The following is a 21,065-nucleotide window of genomic DNA, read 5'->3' as shown; positions in this document are numbered from 1 at the left end:
TGAATTATCCCATTGCCAATAAATTAAGAACTCCTACTCATGAGCGACCGTCCGATACACATCCTGATGATTGATGATGACGAAGATGATTTTTTCCTGGTAACAGCATTACTGCAAGATATATCTCCCGGACAATACAAGCTGGAATGGGCATCAAACTACCAGAAAGGCATACAGGCTCTTGAAGAAAAAGATCACGATATCCTGTTGGTTGATTATCGTCTTGGCCCCCATACCGGGATCGACATTCTGCGTTATATACAGGAAAGATCCAAACAATTGCCTGTAATTATGCTTACAGGAAAAGGCGATTATAAGATCGATAAAGAGGCTATGATGGCAGGCGCATACGATTACCTGGTAAAAGGAGAGATCTCTTCTACCCTGCTGGAAAGATCTATCCGTTATGCGCTGGATGAATACAGCCATCGGCGTTCTATAGAGGAAAGTGAAAAACGATATTACGGGATCTTTGAAAAAGCGCACGACCTCATCATACTGGCAGATTGCGACCGGAACATCGTGGATGCCAACCCAACTGCCCTGAGGATACTGGGCTATTCGCGAGATGAAATACTGAAGTTGCACCTGAGGGATCTATTTGCTGATGTTGCAGAAAGCGAACAATTTCTTGATAATATTTGCGGCAATGAAAGTGTCAATTCAAAAGAATACCAGTTCAAAACCGCCGACAATAAAAAGCTCATCGTATTAATCAATGCGGTAACCTTAGACGAAGCTGCGCAGATATTCCTTTGTGTGATACAGGATATTACTGATAAGAAAAGGGAGGAGCAGGAGAAGCAACACCAGGAGAAATTTGTTATTACAGGCCGGATCGCCCGGGTCATTGCACATGAGGTAAGGAACCCGCTAACAAATATTCTTTTGGCAGTAAGCCAGTTTAAAGATGAAGATGCAGTAAAAGCCAATGAAGAATCTGTCATCTATACAGATATTATTGAGAGGAACTGTACAAGGATCAACCAACTGATCACTGAATTGCTGCACAGCACCCGGATGATCGAGTTGCATACAATGCAGCATGGCCTCAATGAACTGATTGAAAAAACCTTGTTGCTGGCCATTGACAGGATCCAGCTTAATGAAATAAAACTCATAAAAGAGCTGGTTATTCCTGACATTATTATCAATGCAGATGAGGAAAAGATGATCATTGCCTTCCTGAACATCATAATCAACGCAGTGGAAGCGATGAAACCAGGTGAAGGAGTCCTTACTATTACTACACTTAAGAATAACGATAAAGCTTTACTAAAGATCAGCGATAATGGGATTGGAATTCCTGAGGATAAACTGGCCCGGCTGTTCGATCCTTTTTATACCAGCAAATCGAAGGGTACCGGTTTGGGGCTGACGAGCACTCAAAACATCCTGTTAAACCATAAAGGCTCTATTCATGTGGATAGCAAACCTGGCAGCGGTACAACATTTACCATAGCTTTACCGGCTGTGGAAAAAGAAGAATGACGGACTGCAACAAGTACAATCCGTCATTCTTAATCAGTAATTAATATTTAGCAAACGAAGTTTATTATAAAGAGTTTTCCTGTCGATATTTAATACCTGCGCAGCTTTCGTCTTATTGTACTTCACTTCTTTCAGTACGTTGATGATCTTGTTATATTCTGCCTGCAGGGCCACTGTTTTCAGGTCATTGTCGTTCGACAGGATTGCCAGTTCTCCGCTGATCGGTATTTCGTCTGGCGTCTGGGAGAACGACTCCTTCATTTCCAGCGGGAGGGCCGACATGGTAATGTCTTCCATTTCCGGCGTCAGCAGGCATGCCCTTCTGATAACGTTTTTCAGTTCACGAATATTACCTGGCCAGTTATATTGCCTGAAACATTCCCAAACCTCCGGAGATATTTTACCGCAGGATTTGTCCAGTTCTTTCTCCACCTGGTTTACAAAGGCTGTTGTGAACAGCGGGAGGTCTTCTCTTCTCTCTCTCAGCGGCGGAATATAGATGGTAAATTCATTGAACCTGTGGAAGAGGTCTTCCCTAAATTTGCCCCGTTGTACGGATTCTGAAAGCTTTTCGTTGGAGGCTACAATAATACGTACATCTACAGGGATTTCCTTCAGGCTGCCCACCCGGCGTATTACTTTTTCCTGCAATACACGGAGCAGCGCTACCTGTATATCGTACGAAAGGTTGGATATCTCATCCAGGAAGAGGGTACCGCCCTGCGCCTGTTCAAAAGCGCCAATCTTGGTGTTGATGGCGCCTGTGAAGGCTCCTTTTTCGTGACCAAATAACTCACTGGCCGCCAGTTCTTTAGACAAACTGCCGCAGTCGAGCGCCACAAAAGGCTGCGAATTGCGTTTGCTATGATGGTGTATCAGGTGAGCAACGGATTCTTTACCTGTACCGGTTTCGCCAAAAATGATCACGCTGTAATCGGTTGGCGCAACCAATCTTATTTGTCTGAACAATTCCTTCGCGCCTTCGCTTTCGCCGTATACGTATTTGTCGTTCTTATCGTTCTGGTTGCGTGATAACAATGTTTCCCTTACTTCGGGTTCGGATCCTGATTCAACTGGCCTTACAGCCTGTCTTTCCTGTTCCGACTCTTTATGTGCAAAAGCCTTATGAACGAGGTTCAGGATCTCATCCGGGTACAACGGCTTGGACAAGTAGTCGTATGCCCCGTTTTTAACCATTTCTACGGCCACCCTTACATCAGTATAACCAGTAATGATAATAACAATCGTAGACGGGTTGATCTGGCGGATATCCTGCAGCAGCTGGGCGCCGTCGGTATCTTTCAGCCTATAATCACATAATACGAGATCATAGTTTTTCTCTTTCATCATTTTCAGCGCAGCGTTACCTGTCATGGTTGTGTCGACGTCGAAACCATGTTTACCCAAGAACTTGCTCAGGAGGGTACAGATATTTATTTCATCGTCTATTATTAAAATATTTTTCATACTTCTTTAATATGTGGTATTGGCAACAGAGTGGTTAAAATTAATAAATAAAAAAAACGGGATCGACATCAAATTCTGATATGATCTATTAATTCATCAACATGTTTTACGCTAAAAGGTTTAGCGAGAAAAAAGGCGGCACCTGCTTTAAGCGCTGTCTGCTTTTCCATTGCGTTGTCGTATGCGCTGATAGTGATCACCGGCAGGGTAGGACATTTCTCCTTGATAATAGGCAACGCCTCCAAACCTGAACCATCAGGCAAATGAATGTCAAGAAAAAGCAGGTCAGGCTGATGTTTCAGGATATCCTGCATGCCAAGTTTCAGTTCGTGAACATATCTTACAGTGAAGCCATGTCGTACCAACGTTAACTGCAACAATCTGCAAATGTCAGGTTCATCGTCGATAATCAGTATGCTCGGCCCCGTCGTGCTGCGCTCAGTTGGAGCCGACTCTGACGGGCTCCATGCTGTTTTGTTTCGTTGTAACATACTTGTGTTTGTTCCATTGTTCCATCAAAAGTCTGGCAATCAGATAACACACGGTTGATTCAGCTCCTTGGTTTTGATTAACGTTATTTTTTTCCAAACCGTCGTAACACCCATAAGTTAAAGGATTGTATACGAGTTGTTTAAGATGATTATTTCCAAGGTACCAGCTAAAGGCCAATCTCATTTTGTCCAGATATGAATGGTTTTTTGTGATATTATAGAAGGTGTTTAATGCCAGCATAGTATAAGCTACTTCAATTGATTGCTCTCCTCCGTCTTCCTGTGGCGTTTCCGCGTTGCGGTGATACCAGGTCTTGTTGCTGATCAATTTCATGTAGCTCTCAGTAAACGTTTTACTGCAGAGGAACTGCAGGCTGTCTTCAGCTATCTGTTTATATTCTTTTTTTCCAGTAACCTTATAGGCCATCATCATAGCTTCCGGTAGCACTGCGTTGCCATAAGTAAGGTAAGGTTCGAACCAGTGCCAGTTTTCGTCAGCTTCCTGCAGGTAACTGTTATGCAATTTTTCTGCCAACAATGTCAGCAATTCCGAGGCTTTTTCACCTACCCGATAGTCCTGGGCATAATAGAGCCCTTTAATAGCAAAGGCCATTGCGCGTGGCGATTGCAGTTCAGGGATCCAGGTAAACGCCTTGCGCAAGCCGGTCAGTGCAACCTGAACAACGTCGAAAGGCAGGCGTTCATGCGAGTGCAACACGTATCCCAAAGCCCAAACCGCACGCCCATTGGCATCTTCGAGGTTTACCTCGTTGTTCATGGCATCGAACTCCCCGTGCTTGTCCACATAGTTAAGGAACTTGCCGGAAGGGCGCTGGCATTTATTAATGAACTGCGCATATTTGCGCATCAGTGTATCAACAAATGTATTGGATTTTATTTCGCTGCTATACATACACATGGCTATCAAAGCCCTGGCATTGTCATCCAGCGTATAACCAAAAGTTGGATCAGGTACATCGTGAACAGCAAATTGTAACATTCCCAGTTCATCTGTCAGCCTGTCTACATGGTCTAAATATGGAGGCGGCAGGTTAGGCATCAGTTTATCTTCTGCGAGGGCTTCACTGATCACGCTCATGTGAGCAATGGCAACGTTTTCCCAGATAGAACTGCGTGTTTTCTCCTTCGCGGCATTGCTCATATTCTTACGCAGCTGCGGATCTCTCAGCAATTGTAATGCAGCTTGCGACATCTGCTCCGGGTTATTGAAATCTACCAGGCAACCGGCTCCATCTTCCAGCATTTCTTTTGCCTGGACGAATGATGTGGAAATTACTGCACAGCCTGCACTCATGGCGTATACGAAAGTGCCGCTCACCGCCTGGTGCGGATCTTTTGACGTAAACAGGTAAATATCGGTCAGTGCGAGATAATCTAACAGCGTTTTCAGGGAAAGATAGGAGTTTACAAATCTTACATTATTCTCCAATCCCAGTTCCTTTACCAATGCTTCAAGCGAATTCCTGTATTTTTCACCTTCCCGGGCATGTACAACAGGGTGCGTCTTGCCGAGGATAAGATATAAAGCATTAGGAAATTCCCTGGCCACTTCTTTCATTGCCCGGATTCCGACTTCGATACCTTTATTTTCGCTGAGTAAACCAAATGTGGAAAGAACGAGACGTCCTTCCACACCATACTGTCTTTTCAATGCAGGTATATCATCTACAATGTGGGCATGCGTACCGTGCGGAATGTGAACAATCTTACCCGCCGGCACCTGGTATACTTCACGCAGCAGGTCGGCTGACGAGCGGGTCATGACGATCACTTTCGATGCCAGCGCACTGATCAGGCTGACAACTTTCTGGCATTTAATATCCGGGTAAGGCAATACGGTATGAAACCTTACCACGAAAGGTTTGTCGAGTAGCGATATCATTGCCAGCATGTTATGTCCATATTCGCCGCCATACAGGCCAAACTCATGTTCAAAACACACAAGGTCAATCTTATCGTTTTCATTTATTTGTTGGGCAAACTCAATACAACTGTCGATATCAAACGGGTTTACCCGGTAGTTTACAGGCGGGTTTAACAATGTAGTGTTGGGTTTCCCTGATTCTTCCAAAGCGGCTACTTCAATATTCAGATTTCCATCAAAATTCTTATTCATGGCATTGATGAGATCTTGAGCAAAAGTTGCGATGCCGCATTCACGAGGTGGGTAAGAAGTAACAAAAAGCAAAGTTCTAATCTTCATAATGTAAATTTTTGCAACTGAACTAACCTGGTCCTAAGCTTCGGATCGGGATAAGGGATATTTCAAATATCAATCCAACGCCCCCGTTCAGGAATTGATGAGAAAGCAGGTTTTGGAGTTGTGGAAAAAAATACACAGTTTTTGGATAATTGATTCATTCACAGGTCAACAATATTATTATTTATCATCATTTGTGTTGGGTTAACATTTGATATAAGTAGAAATGTTTACACTTGCAGTACAAAATTCTATATTAAGCAAGATATTATAATCATTATCCAAAATTCTATTTATAAAAACTATACAAAAATGAAAACTTTTCCATTTCAGCTTATTTTCGTGAATGCACTAGTTACACATTTACCAGCATCTTTTTGAAATCCATTTTTAATTAAACCCAGTTACTGAAATTATGCGAAACATTGCATGTACATTCAATGTCGATGGTGTGCCTACCAGGCTAAATCTCAGGAAACTACCCCGACAGAGGCGATTTCAAGCGATTATAGACAGAAACGTTACTGAATACGTTATCTCAGACGAAACGAACAATCTTGAATACTACGAAGGGCCGGTACTTCCGCCATACCTTTTCGAAAAGATATCGGCCCTGGTACAACAATATTTTCCCAATGTAAAAGCGATCGTCAAGATTGGGGAGGACAATTACGAAGACTACGATGACTATTAAACTTCCCGACTTCTCATTGCGACTACTTCTCTTTTCCACAACAAAGGCTGGTCTGAATTGACCAGCCTTTATCCTATCAGGCGATTGATATTAAACGAATCCTTTTTCCAGGCCTTCAAATGCATCGGCAGGATGTACCTGCTCCCAAAGGATAGAAAACACGGCCTGGGCAACCGGCATATAAGCCCCGATTGATTTATTCATCTGGAATACAGACTTACTTGCATAATACCCTTCAGCGATCATATTCAGTTCCAGCTGGGCCGCCTTTACGCTGTATCCTTTCCCGATCATGTTCCCGAACGTCCTGTTCCGGCTATGCAGCGAATAACAGGTAACCAGCAGATCGCCCAGGTAGGCGCTGGCGCTGTAATTATGGGATACCGGCGTAGTGCCGGCGGAAATAGCCGCCAGTTCCTCGTATTTCTCCAGGAAATGCTGCATTTCCTTAAAACAGTTGGTAATGTATACGCTCAGGAAGTTGTCGCCATACTCCTGCCCATGCGCTATGCCTGCACCCAATGCATAAATGTTCTTCAGCACAGCCGCCAGCTGCACGCCAATAATATCAGCATTTACGATGGTTTGCAGGTAAGGAGTGGTGAACAGGTTGGCAATTTCCTGCGCATCGTCGATCGCTGTTCCGGAAAATGTCAGGTAAGAGAGTTTTTCATTGGCCACTTCCTCGGCATGACAAGGGCCAGTGATGGTGAAGTATTGTTTTGGAGATATCTTAAACTGTTTCTCCAGGTAATCGTTGATCAGGGTGTTGGTGCTGGGTACCAGTCCTTTAATGGCTGAAACTATCTGTTTTTGCTGCAAGGTTGCCGGAGGCAGGTACTCAAGCACTGTTTCAAGAAAGGCAGAAGGAACGGCCAGAATAATTATATCGCTGGATTCCACTACGCTCCGCAGGTCGCTGCTTAATGCCAGGAGGCTGGTGTCAAAGTATACTGAGGTAAGATAATGCTTATTATGGTGCCTCGATTGCATATGGCGAATAGTTTCTTCATTCCTGATCCACCAATTGATATGATGCCCGTTATCTGTCAGGATTTTCGCCAGGGCGGTAGCCCAACTGCCACTACCGATAAGTCCGATACGCTTACTCACTATGCTTTTTTTACGCAATATAAGGAGGTTTTTTCACGCTAAGGCGCCGAGGGAGCTAAGAGCGCAAAGGATTTTGTTAAGGAAATAAGGATACAAAGCGGTTTTTAAGGGAATAAACGGTTGTTATAAATAAAAAAGCAAAGGATTGAAGTTATATAAAACGTTCTATCCTTTGCTTGCTTATTATTTCCAGAAAAAATCTCTGCTTCCTATTTCCCTTAACAAAATCCTTTGCGCTCTTAGCTCCCGCCGCACCTTTGCGTGAGCCTATTTCTTCTGGCCTTCGAAGAGTTGCTCTTTGGGAACGACTTTCACTTTCTTGCCGTTTTCCAGGCCTTTGGAAACAGCGGAATATGGTGCGCTTATTACTTCATCGCCTTCATTGAGGCCGGAAAGTATCTGGATATTTGAGTCGTCCTGGATCCCGGTTTTAACAGTTACCATTTTAACTGTATTATCTTTCTGCAACACGAAAACTACTTCATTAATATTGGCCTTAGTTGGCGTAATAGCCTGTTCTTCGCTTTCTCCTTCTTTCTTTTCTTTATTTCTTGCTGCATTGGCTGCAGAATCCCTGGTTGTCACCGCGTTAATAGGAATAGCCAGTGCGTTTTTAACTGTGCGGGTCTGGATATTCACGCTGGCGCTCATTCCCGGGCGGAAAGGGAACGTTCTGTTTGCTTTGTCTACCAGGTCGGCATAGCTTTCAGGTAAGATACGGATATGAACGATGTAGCTGGTAACCTGTTCTGCTGATGATGCGGTAGCGGTAGTAGCAGTTGCAGCGCCTTTGCTGGAGCTTGCGATCTGGGTCACTATGCCCTTGAATTCCCTGGCGTTATAGGCGTCCACTTCAATAATGGCGGTATCCCCCAGTTTCACCCTCGGAACATCGTTTTCCCCCACATCTACCTGTACTTCCATGGTGTTCATATCGGCGATCCTGAGCATTTCGGTACCGGTCATCTGGGCGGTACCTACCACCCTTTCCCCTTTTTTAACGGAGAGTAAAGATATAATGCCGCCCATGGGGGCTGAGATGGTAGTACGACCGAGGTTTTTATTGGCCTCATTCAGGTTTGCCTGGGCGCTTTGAACAGCAAATTTGTTACTGTTGATCTGCTGAACAGCGGCGTTATAATCGGCCTGGGCAGCCAGGTAAGCCGCTTCGGCAGTTTCAAATTCAGACCGTGAAATCACTTTTTCGGTCAACAACTGTTTATTCCTGAGGTAGGCTGCTTTATTCTGGTCGAGGCGCGCTTTATACGAATTCAAAGCAGCAGCGGTATTGGCTAACTGGGCCTGGCTCTGGCTAACAGAAGCTGCGGCTTTATCTACCATTGAACCGTAAATATCTGCGTATATGCGAGCCAGTACCTGGCCTCTTTTTACAGAGTCGCCTTCCTTTACCAGGAGGTCGGTAATTTCACCGGATACGTCGGAACTTACTTTCACTTCAATTTCGGGGTAGATCTTTCCGCTGGCGGTAACCACTTCTATGATGTTGTGTCGGGCAGCCCTGTCGGTAGCTACTTTAAGGCCTTCATCTTTGCCGATAACTCCGGCGGCCTTCAGAATAACAAGTAAAACAATGATTGATACCAGTACAATTAATACCCAATACCATTTCTTCTTTCTCTTCATAAAGCAGTTTAATTTCTGAAGGAAAGCTACAGCGAAATTTTCTGATCTCTATAGAATTCCAGCAGTTTCATTTTAAATATATAGTCATACTGCGCCGAGACCTTTTCGATCTGCGCACGATACAATTTACCCTGCGTTGTGATATAATCAATCGTATTCATCAGGCCCAGGTTAAATCTTTTTGTTGCAAAATCATAGGCTTTCTGCGCGGCAACCACCCCTGTTGTTGATGAATTATATTTCTGTAAAGCAGCAACAGCGTTTGCATGTGCTGTATAAATATCCTGTTTCAATTTCTGGTTATCGATATCCCGGGTCAACTCCAATGTCTCAACATTCAATTTTGCTTTCGCTATGTTGGTCCGTGCCTGCCAGCCATTAAATATAGGAATGCTTAAAGAAAGCCTGGCCATCTGCTGGAAGTTCAGATCCAACTGTTCATGGAACGGCATTTTCAGGATCTGCTGGTTGGGGAAAATTACTTTTTCTGTTGTTACCGGCACGCCGCTGTTACTTACAACTCCGATCGTATCTGTATAGATAAATGGCGCTCCCCTGTCGCCATTTTTCGTGATCCCGTTGGAATAGTTGCTGCCAATTGAACCAGCAATGCTTAGTTTTGGATACAGCGTTGATTTGTTTGCTTTGTAAATATAGTAGGCAGACTGAATTTTGGCCAGGTCTGCTTTAACCAGCGGATAGGTTGTCAGCGCCTGGCTGTAAACCATTTCCGGGGCCATCTCGCTCAGTGGCGCAATTGGCAGACTGGAAATATTTGCAGGGATTTCAGGTTCAAATGGAATATCAAATCCAAGGTTCAGGTATGCCTTCATCTGGAGGATAGATAACGTTACCTGGTTCTGAGCGGAAACGAGATTAGTACTGTCGAGCGCCAATTGCGCTTCCAGGTCGGCCTGGTTGCTCTCAGGAACTGATCCTGCAATTACCAGCTTCTTTGTATTCTCCAGGTTTTGCTTGGTCACTTCCACATTCACCTCGTTTACTTTCACTTGTTCAACGTTCAGCAAGATCTGTAAAAATGCTGTCGCAACATTGAATGCAAGATCATTCCTTGCTTTTTGCAGCAGGAAACTGTTAGACTCCAGGTCGTACTTGTTTGCAGTGATGGTGCGTTGCCTGTTAAACCAGTTAAAGATATCGGCGCTTACAGACAGGCTTCCGTCTACCCCCGTTAATGATTGGGTAACATAAGTATTGGTGAGGGGACTGGGATTACGACCCTGGCTGTAGGAACCATTAAGTCCTGCGTTCACGCTTGGGATCATACCAAGTTTGCTTTGCCTGAGGGTGAGTTCAGACAAACGTCTTTGGATTTCCTGTTGTTTAACTTGTAAATTATTCTGCAAGGCATAATCCACGCAACGCTGTAAACTCCACTTATCCTGGGCTAATGCGGATGTTATGTCGGCAAACAATAAAACCAGGATCACTCCTGCTATTCGGGATATTCTCATAACCTTCCAAAAATATAATAATTGTGACGATACTTTTTCATTCTTCTTGATAGAAGGCCAAAATTTTTTAGGTATGGCAATACCGTTCACCATTTCAGTGTACAACATAATCTTTTTTTTACAGATTTCTTTAAATGCGGGCTATTTTATCATGACCTTATATGCCCGTCGCGAAGTTGGATGATGCGATTGCCATAAGTCGCATTTACATCCGAGTGGGTCACCTGTACAATGGTTATTTTATCCTTTTCATTCAGTTCTTTGAACAACTCCATGATCGACTTAGCCTGGTCTGAATGCAGGTTACCGGTAGGCTCGTCGGCCAGTATCACTCTGGGCTCGGCAACGATAGCCCTGGCAATACCTACCAGCTGTTGCTGGCCTCCAGAAAGCTGGTTAGGGAACAGGTCTTTTTTGGCAACAATGTTAAACCTGTCCAGCACATCTGCGACCCTGCTTTTACGCTCGGAAGCCGATACATTTTTATAGAGCAATGGCGTTTCAATATTTTCATAAACAGTTAACTCGTCGATCAGGTGATATGCCTGGAATACAAAACCAATAGATCCCCGGTGCAATTGTGTACGTTTTTTTTCATTCATCTTATCTACCCTCTCCCCTTCAAATAAATACTGCCCTTCCGACGGCTCTTCCAGCAACCCCATAATATGGAGTAACGTGGATTTACCTGATCCCGAAGGCCCCATTATCGACACAAATTCTCCTTCATTGATCGTCAGATCAATGTCTTTCAGGATAAAGTTCCTTCCAAGTCCAACCGGGTAGTATTTAGTGATATTCTGCAATTGTATCATGACTGATTTGTTTATTTTTTTAGCTTTTACAAGATAAATTTTCTTTTACAGACCTGCTAACTAAGGTATTATTCGGACTTCAAACTTTTAACAGGATTCATCAGCGCTGCTTTGACAGACTGTAAACTCACTGTCAGCAAGGCTATTGCCATGGCTAACAGGCCCGCCACAACGAAAACGCCGGCGCCCAGGTTTATATGATAGGCAAAACCTGATAACCATTTGATCATTACATAAGCTCCCAGCGGAGCAGCAACTATCAACGAAATTGTTACCAGTTTGATATAATCTTTGGATAACAGGGCAACAAGATTCGATGACGAAGCACCTAATACTTTACGGATTCCCAATTCCCTGGTCCTTTGTTCTGCCGTGAAAGCGGCTAATCCAACCAACCCGAGGCAGGAAACCAGGATCACCAAACCGCTGAAAACCTTCAGCAGCCTGCCGGCCCGGAATTCCGATTCATACATGGCATTAAAATCATCGTCCAGGAAATGAGCGTCGAATGGTCTGCCAGGTTGGTAAGATTTCCAGGCATCTTCAATCCTGGCCAATGCACGCTGCGGATCACGTCCATTCACTTTCACCAGTATTTCCCCGAACCATTCGTATTCCGGGAATACAATTAAAGGTTGAATTTTCTGTTTCATGCTGGCAAAATGAAAGTCTTTCATCACGCCTTTCACACTTCCGATACGCCCGTTCATAGTCATTGTCCGGCCAACAGCCTCTGTAGGCGTCCATCCCAGTTGCTTTACAGCTGTTTCATTTAAATAGAAGTGATAACGTCTATCTTCCTGCTTCTCCCTGGTCACATCCTGGATGTCGGCATCGGTCAACTTTCCGCCCGCCAGGATATCGATCCCCATGGTCTGTAAATAATCTTTTTCCACCGGGATGGCAGTAACATCCATGGAATAGTCAGCCGGTTTACCCTGGATCTGGCCAATGCCATAGCCGCCCCCGATATTAACAGGCGAATCGTAAGATGCGCTTACCTGGCTGATTTCCGACTGCTGCAGCAGCCTGGCTTTAAAGGCAGCCAGCGAGTTGTTGTCAAAACGGCTGCCGTTGAGCACCACAACCTGCGACCTGTCCTGCCCCAGCTTTTTATGTTGTATATAATAAAGTTGCTGCCCTACCACCAGGGTACAGATAATAAAAAATACCGCTGCTGCAAACTGGAATACCACCAGTGTTTTACGTAAAGCAGCGCCTTTACCCACAGGAGTTTTGCCTTTCAATACCTGCACTGGTTTGAAATTGGCCAGGAAGAATGCCGGGTAGGCTCCAGCCAGGAAAGTGGTTACCACGAAAACAGCGATCAAGGCAACAATCAACGGCCATTCCAGGTGCATCCGGATGGTAGATTGGGTGAGATTATTAAACCATGGCAGCAAGACCAGGGATAACACTGTGCCAATCACCAGGGCTAAGAAGGTGATAATAGCCGATTCAGTGATGAACTGTGTAAACAATTCTCTTTTCACCGCTCCCATTACTTTACGTACGCCGATTTCCCTTGCCCGGTCGGCAGACCTGGCAGTGGCCAGGTTCATAAAATTGATGCAGGCAACAGCCAGCAATAACACTGCTATGATAGCCAGCATGTAATCGTATTGCAGGTTGCCGCCTCTTTCGGTCGAGTTCTCAGACTGTGAGTAAAGATGAATATCGGCAATAGGCTCCGGTATAAGATCAAACCTGTACTTGGTATTAGACCCCATCATCCCTTTTATCATCGAAGTGAGGCGATCGTGCAACGCATTGCTGGTAGCTTTATCGGCAAGCTGGATGTAAGTGTAGTAATTTGCAGATCCCCACCTGTCGGTAATATTCATTGAACTGTAACTGCCAACAAAATCGAACTTTAAATGAGTATTGGAAGGGGGATTTTTGGCCACTCCGGTTACCATGAAATCCTTTCCGTCGATCTTCAGCATTTTGCCGGTAGGACTGCTTTTCCCAAAGTATTTTTCCGCCATCGAAGCTGACAGCACTACCATGTTCGGACCGCTCAAAGCGGTAGCCGGATCGCCTTCCAGTAAAGGAAAAGAGAACATAGTAAAGAAAGGCGCTTCTGCATATATAAATCTGCTCTCGTTTATCGCTTTCTCTCCGTTCGCAACAAGGCTGGCTTTCGGATAGATCCTGGTAATTGTCTGTACTTCCGGCACAGTCTTTAAAGCCGGGGCCAGGGCGCTGGGCGTCAGCGCGGTATGCGTTAAAGGCTGATCAATTTCGCCATAGGCAGAACTGATGCGAAATAACTGTTTGCCATTTGTGTGGAACCGATCATAAGTCCATTCATTCTGCAGGAACAGGAACAATAATATAAAACAAGCGATCCCGATAGCCAGCCCTCCTATGTTGATGAAGGTATACAGCTTTCTTTTGAACAAGCTACGCACAGAAGTTTTAAAGAAGTTTTGCCACATCATTGGTAATTAGTTTTATTCTCTGTTCAGACTTTTAACAGGGTTAGACAATGCTGCCTTTATAGATTGCAGGGAGATAGTTACCACGGCTATTAGAATAGCGATAGCCCCTACCACGATAAATATCCACCAGGGAACAGATACATGAAATTCAAAATGCTGCAGCCATTTCTGCATGAAATACCAGCTTAAAGGGGCTGCTATCACGATAGCGATCAGCACCAGTACCAGGAAATCGCGTGTCAGCAACGTTACTATGCTGCTTACAGAAGCACCCAATACTTTGCGTATGCTTATCTCTTTTTTACGCTGGGCGGTTGCCAGCACGGTAACGGCAAACAAGCCCATACAGGTTATTATAATTGCCAGTCCTGCACCACTGAGAAGCATATTTGAAAAACGATGTTCATCTTCATACATCCTTCTCATATTATCATTCAGGTAGGTAGGAGAGTTTTCCGCCAGGGGATTCACTTCTTTCCATAACCTTGCTATTTTATCCAACGTAGCGGTGGGGTTTGATGTTCTTACATTTACGAACAAGTAACCCAGGTCATTGGGTTTTGCCAGGCCTATGATCAACGGATCAATTTTGCGACGCAACGATTCAAAATGATAATCCCTTATAACTCCCACTACTTTCAGGTTGCCCTGCGGCCCCAGATCTATCATCGTTCCCAACGGTTCTTTCACTCTTAACTGCTTCGCCATTGTTTCGTTGATCAGGATAGCGCTGCTATCCGTACCGAATTCTTTTGAAAAATCGCGGCCTTCCACCATTTGCATGCCCATAGTGCCGGCATAATTATAATCTACCCGTTGGAACTTAGTAGTAAGCATCTGTCCATGGAACGAGAATCCTATGATCCAGTTGCCGGAGTTGCCATCAGAGCCAATACCGAAATTGTTCATCCCCGCGCTTACGCTCTTTACATCGGGGAACTGTGATAACCGCTGCTTCATATTGTCGAGTACCGCCGGGGTAGCATTATCCAGCGGGATACTGGCTATGGTATTCACTTCATAACCCAGTGGCTTGTTCCTGATATAATTAAGCTGCTGCCAGATAATAGCTGTACAACTGAACAGGATCACTGCTACTACAAACTGTACTACGATAAGGGAGTTCCTTACATAATTGCCTTTGTTGATGTTCATCTTTCCTTTCAGCATTGTGAGGATATGCTGGCGCGATATCTTCCAGGCGGGGAACCCTCCGGCCAGCAGGGTGATTAAAAAGAAGATGATAATGATACCCGCAATCACCTTCACATCCTGGAGCATCTCCCATTGGATATGCTGGCTGAACTGGCGGTTATAAAATGGCAGGATAAATACCGCCAGGATAGACCCGAGTACAAGCGCCAATACACATAACAGGAAAGACTCCATCCAAAACTGCAGGAACACCTGGCCATTAAATGCGCCCAGGGATTTACGCAACCCGATTTCTGCACTCCGGCCAAGAGAACGGGCAACGGAAAGATTGATAAAGTTTATACAGGCTATACTGATGATCAGCGCAGATAAAATAACCATCAACCAGGGATAGTATTTATTTACCCCGCCAAAGAAATAACTATGTTCATCCAGCCTGAAATCGTTCAGGGATATAGTTTTGAAGGTAAAATCCGTCATCCCTTCCTGGATCGCTTTCGCGTAATACCTGGGTTTTAAAGCATTTAACTGCTTTTCAAAAGAAGCCTGGCTGACGCCGGGTTCAAGTTCTACCAACAGGGGATTAGTAGAAACATCCCATTTCCCTTTAACCTCGTTGTAATACGGGTCGCTTTCTACGCGTGCCACCAGGTCGAACCGGATACTTGAATTCTGTGGGATGTTTTCGGCAATCCCGCCAACAATGTAGGGCTGCCATTGTCCCCGTACGTTGATCTCAATACTCTTGCCCACGGCATCGGTAGCCTTGCTGAAAAGTTTCGCAGCGGTAGCTTCCGTGATCACCACCTGGTTTAGCTCCCGCAGCGCCTCGTCGCCGATCCCTTTTACCAACGGGAAGGAAAACATGTTAAAGAAATCGCGGTTGGCAAACTGGGTATGTAAATAATATACGTTGGCCCCAACCCGTACTGGCAGGTTAAAACCGGTTATATAGGAAGTATGTTTTACCCCTGGTATTTCTGCCTTAACAGCGGCCGCCAGCGGCTCGGCAACGCTGTTAGTGACCATCGTAGAAGTATTCCCATTCTGGACCTTCTCATTTACAATCTGGTATATATGATTTCTTTTCTCATGAAATCGATCAAAAGACCATTCTTTGTAAGCGGTTAACGAAAGCAGCAGTACAGCGCACAGAGCAGCCCCCATACCAACCAGATTTACCAAAGCAAAGACCTTTTGCTTCAATAAATTTCTCCATGCAATTTTTAAATAACTTATCAACATACTATGAAATATTTATCATGACAAAAAAGCGGGGCGTGTAGAAACACACTCCGATTCTCTAATCACTTGTTATTTTTAATGATTTTACTGGGTTACGTAAAGCAGATTTCAGCACCTGACCACCTACTGCAATAATCGCTATAGTCAATACCAGGGCGGCCGACACAGCGAACATCCACCACTTCATTTCAGTGCGATAAGCAAATTGTTGAAGCCATTGTTTCATCAGGTACCAGGCTATGGGAGTAGCGATCACCAATGAAACGAACACCAGTTTAATAAATTCTTTTGATAATAGTAACACCAGCTGGGAAACATTTGCTCCCAGAACCTTCCGGATACCCACTTCCCTGGTCCTTAATTCTGCCGAAAAAGTGGCCAGGCCCAGCAATCCCGAAGCGGCAATAATGATGGTTAAGAGGGTAAAAATGTCGAACAGCCTTCTTAACTGGTCTTCTGCCCGGTACATCTTATTGAAAGTTTCGTCCAGGAACTTATATTCAAACGCCGACCGCGGGTCGAACCGCTCGAAGATCTTTTTAACATCCGCCAGCAGCCGGGGAATTGACTGGTTAGGCCCCAGTTTAATAAACAAACAACCAGGATTACTAACACCCCAGGCCGTGGAATTTTCTTTTTCCACGAACAAGGCCAGGGGAGTGATCTCAGATCTCAGCGAACGGAAATTGAAGTCCTTTACCACTCCTATAACCTGCCGGTTATCGGGCCCGAAAGGGACAAACTTTCCTACCGGCGCATCCCCTAGTTTCAGGTATTTAACCGCCGTTTCATTTAACACAACCGCCTTGGGCTGATCGGATATAAAATTGCTGACCGGCCTGTCCTTCCACTTCATATCTGTCATAGCCATCAAAGCCTGGTCAACCTGGATCACCGATACCAGGGTTTGCGACTTATCCTTTTCCTGGTTTATGAACCACATATCCTCGCCCTCGTACAGGGGATACCTTGCAGTACCCGTTGCCGTTACCCCGTTCAGCGCGGCCACCTGCTGCCTGAAGGCGGGATAATGAGCGCCCATCGACTCCTGGAAGGGAACCATCACTACCCGGTCCTTCTCTATCCCCGTATTGGCATTCCTGAAATAATCCAGTTGCTCCCGGATAACGACGCAGCAAACGATCAGTACACCGGCTACCAGGAATTGCGCTATTGTCATCACTTTCCTGGTGTTCTTGTCTTTTTCCGATGGCTTTACAACAGCAGCCTGGTATCTCGACAAGATAAAAGCAGGATAACTTCCTGCCAGCAAAACTGTTATGGCAAGCAATCCCAGGTAGATAATAAAGGCTAATGGTTGAAAAAGGAAACCGGTATCTATATCTACTTCCAGGTATCTTATTAACGGCCGGTTGAACCACAAAACCATTACTAACGCAACTCCAAATGCGATGAAGGCATACAGGCCGGATTCGATATAGAACTGCCAGGCAATGTGTTTGTAATTTGCTCCCAGCGTTTTTCTTACGGCAATTTCCTTCGCCCTGCCAATAGCGCGGGCGGTGGAAAGGCTCATATAGTTGATCAGCGCCATCAGCAAAACCAGGCCCGCTACCAGCGGGAAAAGGCTTAGATACCTGAAATTGGGAGATATTTCTTTCTGCAGGCTGGTCAGCGGGCGAAGCAAGACCTTGCCGGGAAGGCCCGAAGCGTCGGCCAGGCGGGAGATATTTGCTGCAACCTGCGCCTGCTGGCTTTTGTCGGTCAGTTTAAGGTATAGGTTGAACGGCCCTCCGAAATTCCCGGATGTGTTCAGCAATGTACCGATCTTTTCTATGCCGCTGATACTGTTTGCCGACATCAGGTAGTCGGCCTTCAGATTGGCATTGGATGGCGCATCTTCCATTACGCCTGTTACCAGGAAAGTATTTTCCCCGTTATAGAGCAACGACTGCCCCACTGCCGAAGCGCCCTTAAAAAACTTCCTGGCAATGCGTTCGCTGACCACAATGCTAAAGGGGTGCTTCAGCACTTCTTCCTTATTGCCTTCCAGCAGGCGGAAAGAAAAGAAAGTAAAAAAGTTAGGGTCGGTAAAATAAATATTGCCGGCATTCTCTCTCAGGGCCGGATCAGTAACCGACTGGATGCTTGCGCCCTGGGATAATGATCCTGTAATGCGAAGGAACGACTCTACCTGCTTGTTCTGGTCGCGGATCATAGTGGCTGCCTCATAGCTATACCCGTTGGTTTGGATCGTATCCTTATCCAGCTTTATCCTGGTTGCCAGGCAAAAGATCCTGTCGCTGTCTTTTTGCCACCTGTCGTAACTCAGCTCATGGGCCATATACAGCAGGATCAGTATAGCAACACTGAGACCGGTAGCCAGGCTTCCGATCTTTATACTGCTATAAAGCGTTTTGCTCCTTAGATTCCTCCATGCGATCCTTATGTAGTTTGCAAGCAGCATAGTTAGTCGTTTCTTAGGTTTTTAGCAGGGTTTACCTGAACGGTAGCCCAGGTCTGTGACAGGATGGTAATAAGCGCCAAAACAAAAAGCCCAAGAAACCCAAGCGCCATTGGAAGTATTCCCAGGGAAACCCGGTAGGCGAATATCCGCAGGAAGAAAGAACTTCCCAGTATTCCTATTGGCATGGCGATCAACGCAGCAATAAAGATGAGTTTCAGATAGTTTTGGGACAGCAGTACCAGCAGGGAGATGACATCGGCTCCCAATACTTTCCTAACACTTATTTCCTTTCTCCTGATAAATGAAGTGTATGAAACAATGCCTAACAGGCCTAATGCCGCGATCAATGTGCAGATAAACACCAGGAAACTCAACATGGAAACCACCTCTCTCCCATTCCTGGCGGCCAGGGATTCATCCATCCATTCAGCCTTCCATTCCTTGCCGGGGTTGAAGCTTTGCCATATATCCTGTACGGCAGCCACTTGCGCCGGTTTATCCCCCTTTGCCATCTTTAACTGCAACTTTGTAAACTCCTGGGGCAGAAATCTTAAAGCCATCGGGCGGATGTCGACTTCAATAGGTTGGTAATTGAAATTCTTTAAAACGCCTACGATGCTAACCTGGGTGGAATCATTCAGCCATACGTTTTGTCCTATCGCTTCTCCCGGAGTTTTATTCCCCAGCGCACCTGCAGCCCGTTCATTGATTACGATATAGCGCTCCTGGTCTGTGTTTGCAGCAGGGAAGTTAGTTCCTGCCACCAAGGTCAGGTGCATGGTTTTAATAAAGTCGTTGTCTGTGGCATAGTATCCAAATTCAATCCCCTCCTTGTTCTCGCGGGTCCTGATGCGGCAAAAACGCGTTTCCCTTGGCATTCCCAATACTCCGGAAGTAGCTGTACAGGCTTCTACATCCTTTAACCCCAGCATCCGTTGTTTGATCAGCTCATAATTTGTTTTCTCCAATGGCACATCCAGTATATCTTTCCTGGCAAAGCCCATATCCACAACTGCTTTATAGGAGAATTGCCTTGCAACTGTGATAAGGAAAAATATGGAGGCAATGGACAGTGTAAACTGGATGACGATCAATGTTTTCCGCAATCCAATACCACCGAACAGTTTAATGTCTACCATGTTCTTCAGTACTTTCACCGGCTGGAAAGACGACAGGCTCCAGGCAGGAATAATTCCCGCTACCACCCCGGTCACAAAACTGAACACCAGGAAAAGAAGCAGTATTTCAGCGTTCCAGATCCGGAGATCAGGGCGTGCTATGGAGAGCATTGTTATAGCCAGGATGAACGATAAAAAGCAAAGAATAACAGATTCAATGATGAACTGCAGGAAGATCTGCCAGCGTTGCGCACCATTCACCTTCTGGATGCCTACTTCCTTTGCCCGTTGCAATGACCTTACAATGGTCAGGTTAATGTAGTTGAAGCACGCGCAGATAAGCAATCCCAGGGCTACCAGCGCTTCTGTCAGCACTTTTCCCCATGGCGGGCTGCTTGTAATATCATCGTATAATTCCTGTGAAGGGGTTATCTTATTCAGAGGTTGTGAGGCAAACGAAAGGCTGCCTCTTTTTTCCTTTTTCATTATATCGTACCTGTGCGATTCTACTGCCAACAGGTCGTTTATCGCTTTGCTACCTTTTCCCTCTTTCATCAGGACATAGGTATACGCACCCTGTACCTGGTCCCAACTTTGCAACATCTGGGGCAAGGCTTTCGATTGTTCCAGTACCGGCACCGCGGCTAATGAAGCATAAGCATCGAAATCGAGATGGGAATGGGATGGAGGCGTTTCCAATACCCCGCTGATCGTATAGTTGCCATATTTACTGAACCTTATCACCTTGCCTACAGGATTGCCTGCGCCGAAATAGCGTTGGGCGAGGTTATCGGATACCACAATTGAGTTAGGATCAGCAAATATGGTATTAGCGTTTCCCCATTTCAGTTTAAACCCGAAAATCCTGAAAAAAGCCTCGTTGGTAAATGCAGCTCTTACGGGTATTTCTTTGCCATTGGCGGCAGCATCGTCTATCAGTGCCGAATAAACAGAGGTTACTTGCTCTACGTCTTTATACCCCGCATTTATTGCCTCTCCCAGCGGCAATGGCGTACTGGCCATATGGTATTTCCGTCCGTCTGTTGTTTCCACCTTTGTGGTGACCCTGAATATCCTGCCGGCATGCGGATGAAAATTATCATAAGAGAAAGTTTCATGCAAAGAGACCAGTACCATCAGGCACACAGCCATACTGATAGCCAGACCCGCGATATTGATAAAGGTGAATAACCTTTGCCGGCGCAGGTTTCGGAAAGCAAGTACTATGTATCTCTTTAGCATCGTATTCAGATTTAAGGTAAAA

12 protein-coding genes are annotated in these 21,065 nt (G+C 45.3%); 1 reads left to right on the top strand and 11 read right to left on the bottom strand.

All coding sequences use genetic code 11. The annotated features are described in order from the left end of the window. Positions 1–39: 39 nt before the first annotated feature. Entirely contained in the window at positions 40–1,491 is a 1,452-nt protein-coding gene (locus tag BLV62_RS02175) for a hybrid sensor histidine kinase/response regulator (protein ID WP_089758242.1), read from the top strand. 33 nt (positions 1,492–1,524) lie between these two features. Here the strand turns inward: BLV62_RS02175 and BLV62_RS02170 are convergent, their stop codons facing one another. From BLV62_RS02170 to BLV62_RS02115, 11 genes are all read right to left on the bottom strand, one after another. Then, on the bottom strand, positions 1,525–2,958 hold the full coding sequence (locus BLV62_RS02170; protein WP_089758240.1) for a sigma-54-dependent transcriptional regulator: 1,434 nt from the start codon (positions 2,956–2,958) through the stop codon (positions 1,525–1,527). 68 nt (positions 2,959–3,026) lie between these two features. Further along, positions 3,027–3,449 carry a response regulator transcription factor gene (locus tag BLV62_RS02165; protein ID WP_089758238.1) on the bottom strand — a complete coding sequence of 141 codons (423 nt, stop codon included), beginning with the start codon at positions 3,447–3,449 and terminating at the stop codon, positions 3,027–3,029. Further along, entirely contained in the window at positions 3,397–5,673 is a 2,277-nt protein-coding gene (locus BLV62_RS02160; RefSeq protein ID WP_089758236.1) for a glycosyltransferase, read from the bottom strand. Before BLV62_RS02160 ends, BLV62_RS02165 begins: the two co-directional genes overlap by 53 nt. Before the next feature lie 781 nt (positions 5,674–6,454). Then, positions 6,455–7,477 (bottom strand): NAD(P)H-dependent glycerol-3-phosphate dehydrogenase, encoded by a 1,023-nt coding sequence (locus BLV62_RS02150; protein WP_089758232.1) that lies wholly within the window; start codon positions 7,475–7,477, stop codon positions 6,455–6,457. A 267-nt stretch (positions 7,478–7,744) separates the two neighbouring features. Next, entirely contained in the window at positions 7,745–9,121 is a 1,377-nt protein-coding gene (locus BLV62_RS02145; RefSeq protein ID WP_089758230.1) for an efflux RND transporter periplasmic adaptor subunit, read from the bottom strand. A gap of 26 nt (positions 9,122–9,147) precedes the next feature. Next, positions 9,148–10,704, bottom strand: coding sequence for a TolC family protein (locus BLV62_RS02140; RefSeq protein ID WP_089758228.1), 1,557 nt, complete (start codon positions 10,702–10,704; stop codon positions 9,148–9,150). A 41-nt stretch (positions 10,705–10,745) separates the two neighbouring features. Continuing rightward, a complete protein-coding gene (locus BLV62_RS02135) occupies positions 10,746–11,411 on the bottom strand; it encodes an ABC transporter ATP-binding protein (RefSeq protein WP_089758226.1) in 666 nt (221 codons plus the stop codon). A gap of 68 nt (positions 11,412–11,479) precedes the next feature. Continuing rightward, positions 11,480–13,855: an ABC transporter permease gene (locus BLV62_RS02130; protein ID WP_089758224.1), complete on the bottom strand. Its 2,376-nt coding sequence runs from the start codon at positions 13,853–13,855 to the stop codon at positions 11,480–11,482. 12 nt (positions 13,856–13,867) lie between these two features. Further along, positions 13,868–16,255: an FtsX-like permease family protein gene (locus tag BLV62_RS02125; protein ID WP_089758222.1), complete on the bottom strand. Its 2,388-nt coding sequence runs from the start codon at positions 16,253–16,255 to the stop codon at positions 13,868–13,870. A gap of 58 nt (positions 16,256–16,313) precedes the next feature. Beyond that, entirely contained in the window at positions 16,314–18,683 is a 2,370-nt protein-coding gene (locus BLV62_RS02120) for an ABC transporter permease (RefSeq protein ID WP_089758220.1), read from the bottom strand. Between the two features lie 2 nt (positions 18,684–18,685). After that, positions 18,686–21,043 (bottom strand): ABC transporter permease, encoded by a 2,358-nt coding sequence (locus BLV62_RS02115; RefSeq protein ID WP_089758218.1) that lies wholly within the window; start codon positions 21,041–21,043, stop codon positions 18,686–18,688. Positions 21,044–21,065 lie beyond the last annotated feature (22 nt).

The sequence above is a fragment of the Chitinophaga terrae (ex Kim and Jung 2007) genome, from assembly GCF_900107795.1.
GTDB classification, from domain to species: Bacteria; Bacteroidota; Bacteroidia; order Chitinophagales; family Chitinophagaceae; genus Chitinophaga; species Chitinophaga terrae.
The sequence above is the reverse complement of the archived record's forward strand: the minus strand, read 5'-3'. Positions and strand labels throughout refer to the sequence as shown.

Bases quoted from the DNA above. Each gene is read 5' to 3' on its own strand.
- BLV62_RS02175 (WP_089758242.1), top strand. From the start codon at position 40: ATGAGCGACCGTCCGATACACATCCTGATGATTGATGATGACGAAGAT.
- BLV62_RS02170 (WP_089758240.1), bottom strand. From the start codon at position 2,958: ATGAAAAATATTTTAATAATAGACGATGAAATAAATATCTGTACCCTC.
- BLV62_RS02165 (WP_089758238.1), bottom strand. From the start codon at position 3,449: ATGTTACAACGAAACAAAACAGCATGGAGCCCGTCAGAGTCGGCTCCA.
- BLV62_RS02160 (WP_089758236.1), bottom strand. From the start codon at position 5,673: ATGAAGATTAGAACTTTGCTTTTTGTTACTTCTTACCCACCTCGTGAA.
- BLV62_RS02145 (WP_089758230.1), bottom strand. From the start codon at position 9,121: ATGAAGAGAAAGAAGAAATGGTATTGGGTATTAATTGTACTGGTATCA.
- BLV62_RS02140 (WP_089758228.1), bottom strand. From the start codon at position 10,704: ATGTTGTACACTGAAATGGTGAACGGTATTGCCATACCTAAAAAATTT.
- BLV62_RS02135 (WP_089758226.1), bottom strand. From the start codon at position 11,411: ATGATACAATTGCAGAATATCACTAAATACTACCCGGTTGGACTTGGA.
- BLV62_RS02130 (WP_089758224.1), bottom strand. From the start codon at position 13,855: ATGATGTGGCAAAACTTCTTTAAAACTTCTGTGCGTAGCTTGTTCAAA.
- BLV62_RS02125 (WP_089758222.1), bottom strand. From the start codon at position 16,255: ATGTTGATAAGTTATTTAAAAATTGCATGGAGAAATTTATTGAAGCAA.
- BLV62_RS02120 (WP_089758220.1), bottom strand. From the start codon at position 18,683: ATGCTGCTTGCAAACTACATAAGGATCGCATGGAGGAATCTAAGGAGC.
- BLV62_RS02115 (WP_089758218.1), bottom strand. From the start codon at position 21,043: ATGCTAAAGAGATACATAGTACTTGCTTTCCGAAACCTGCGCCGGCAA.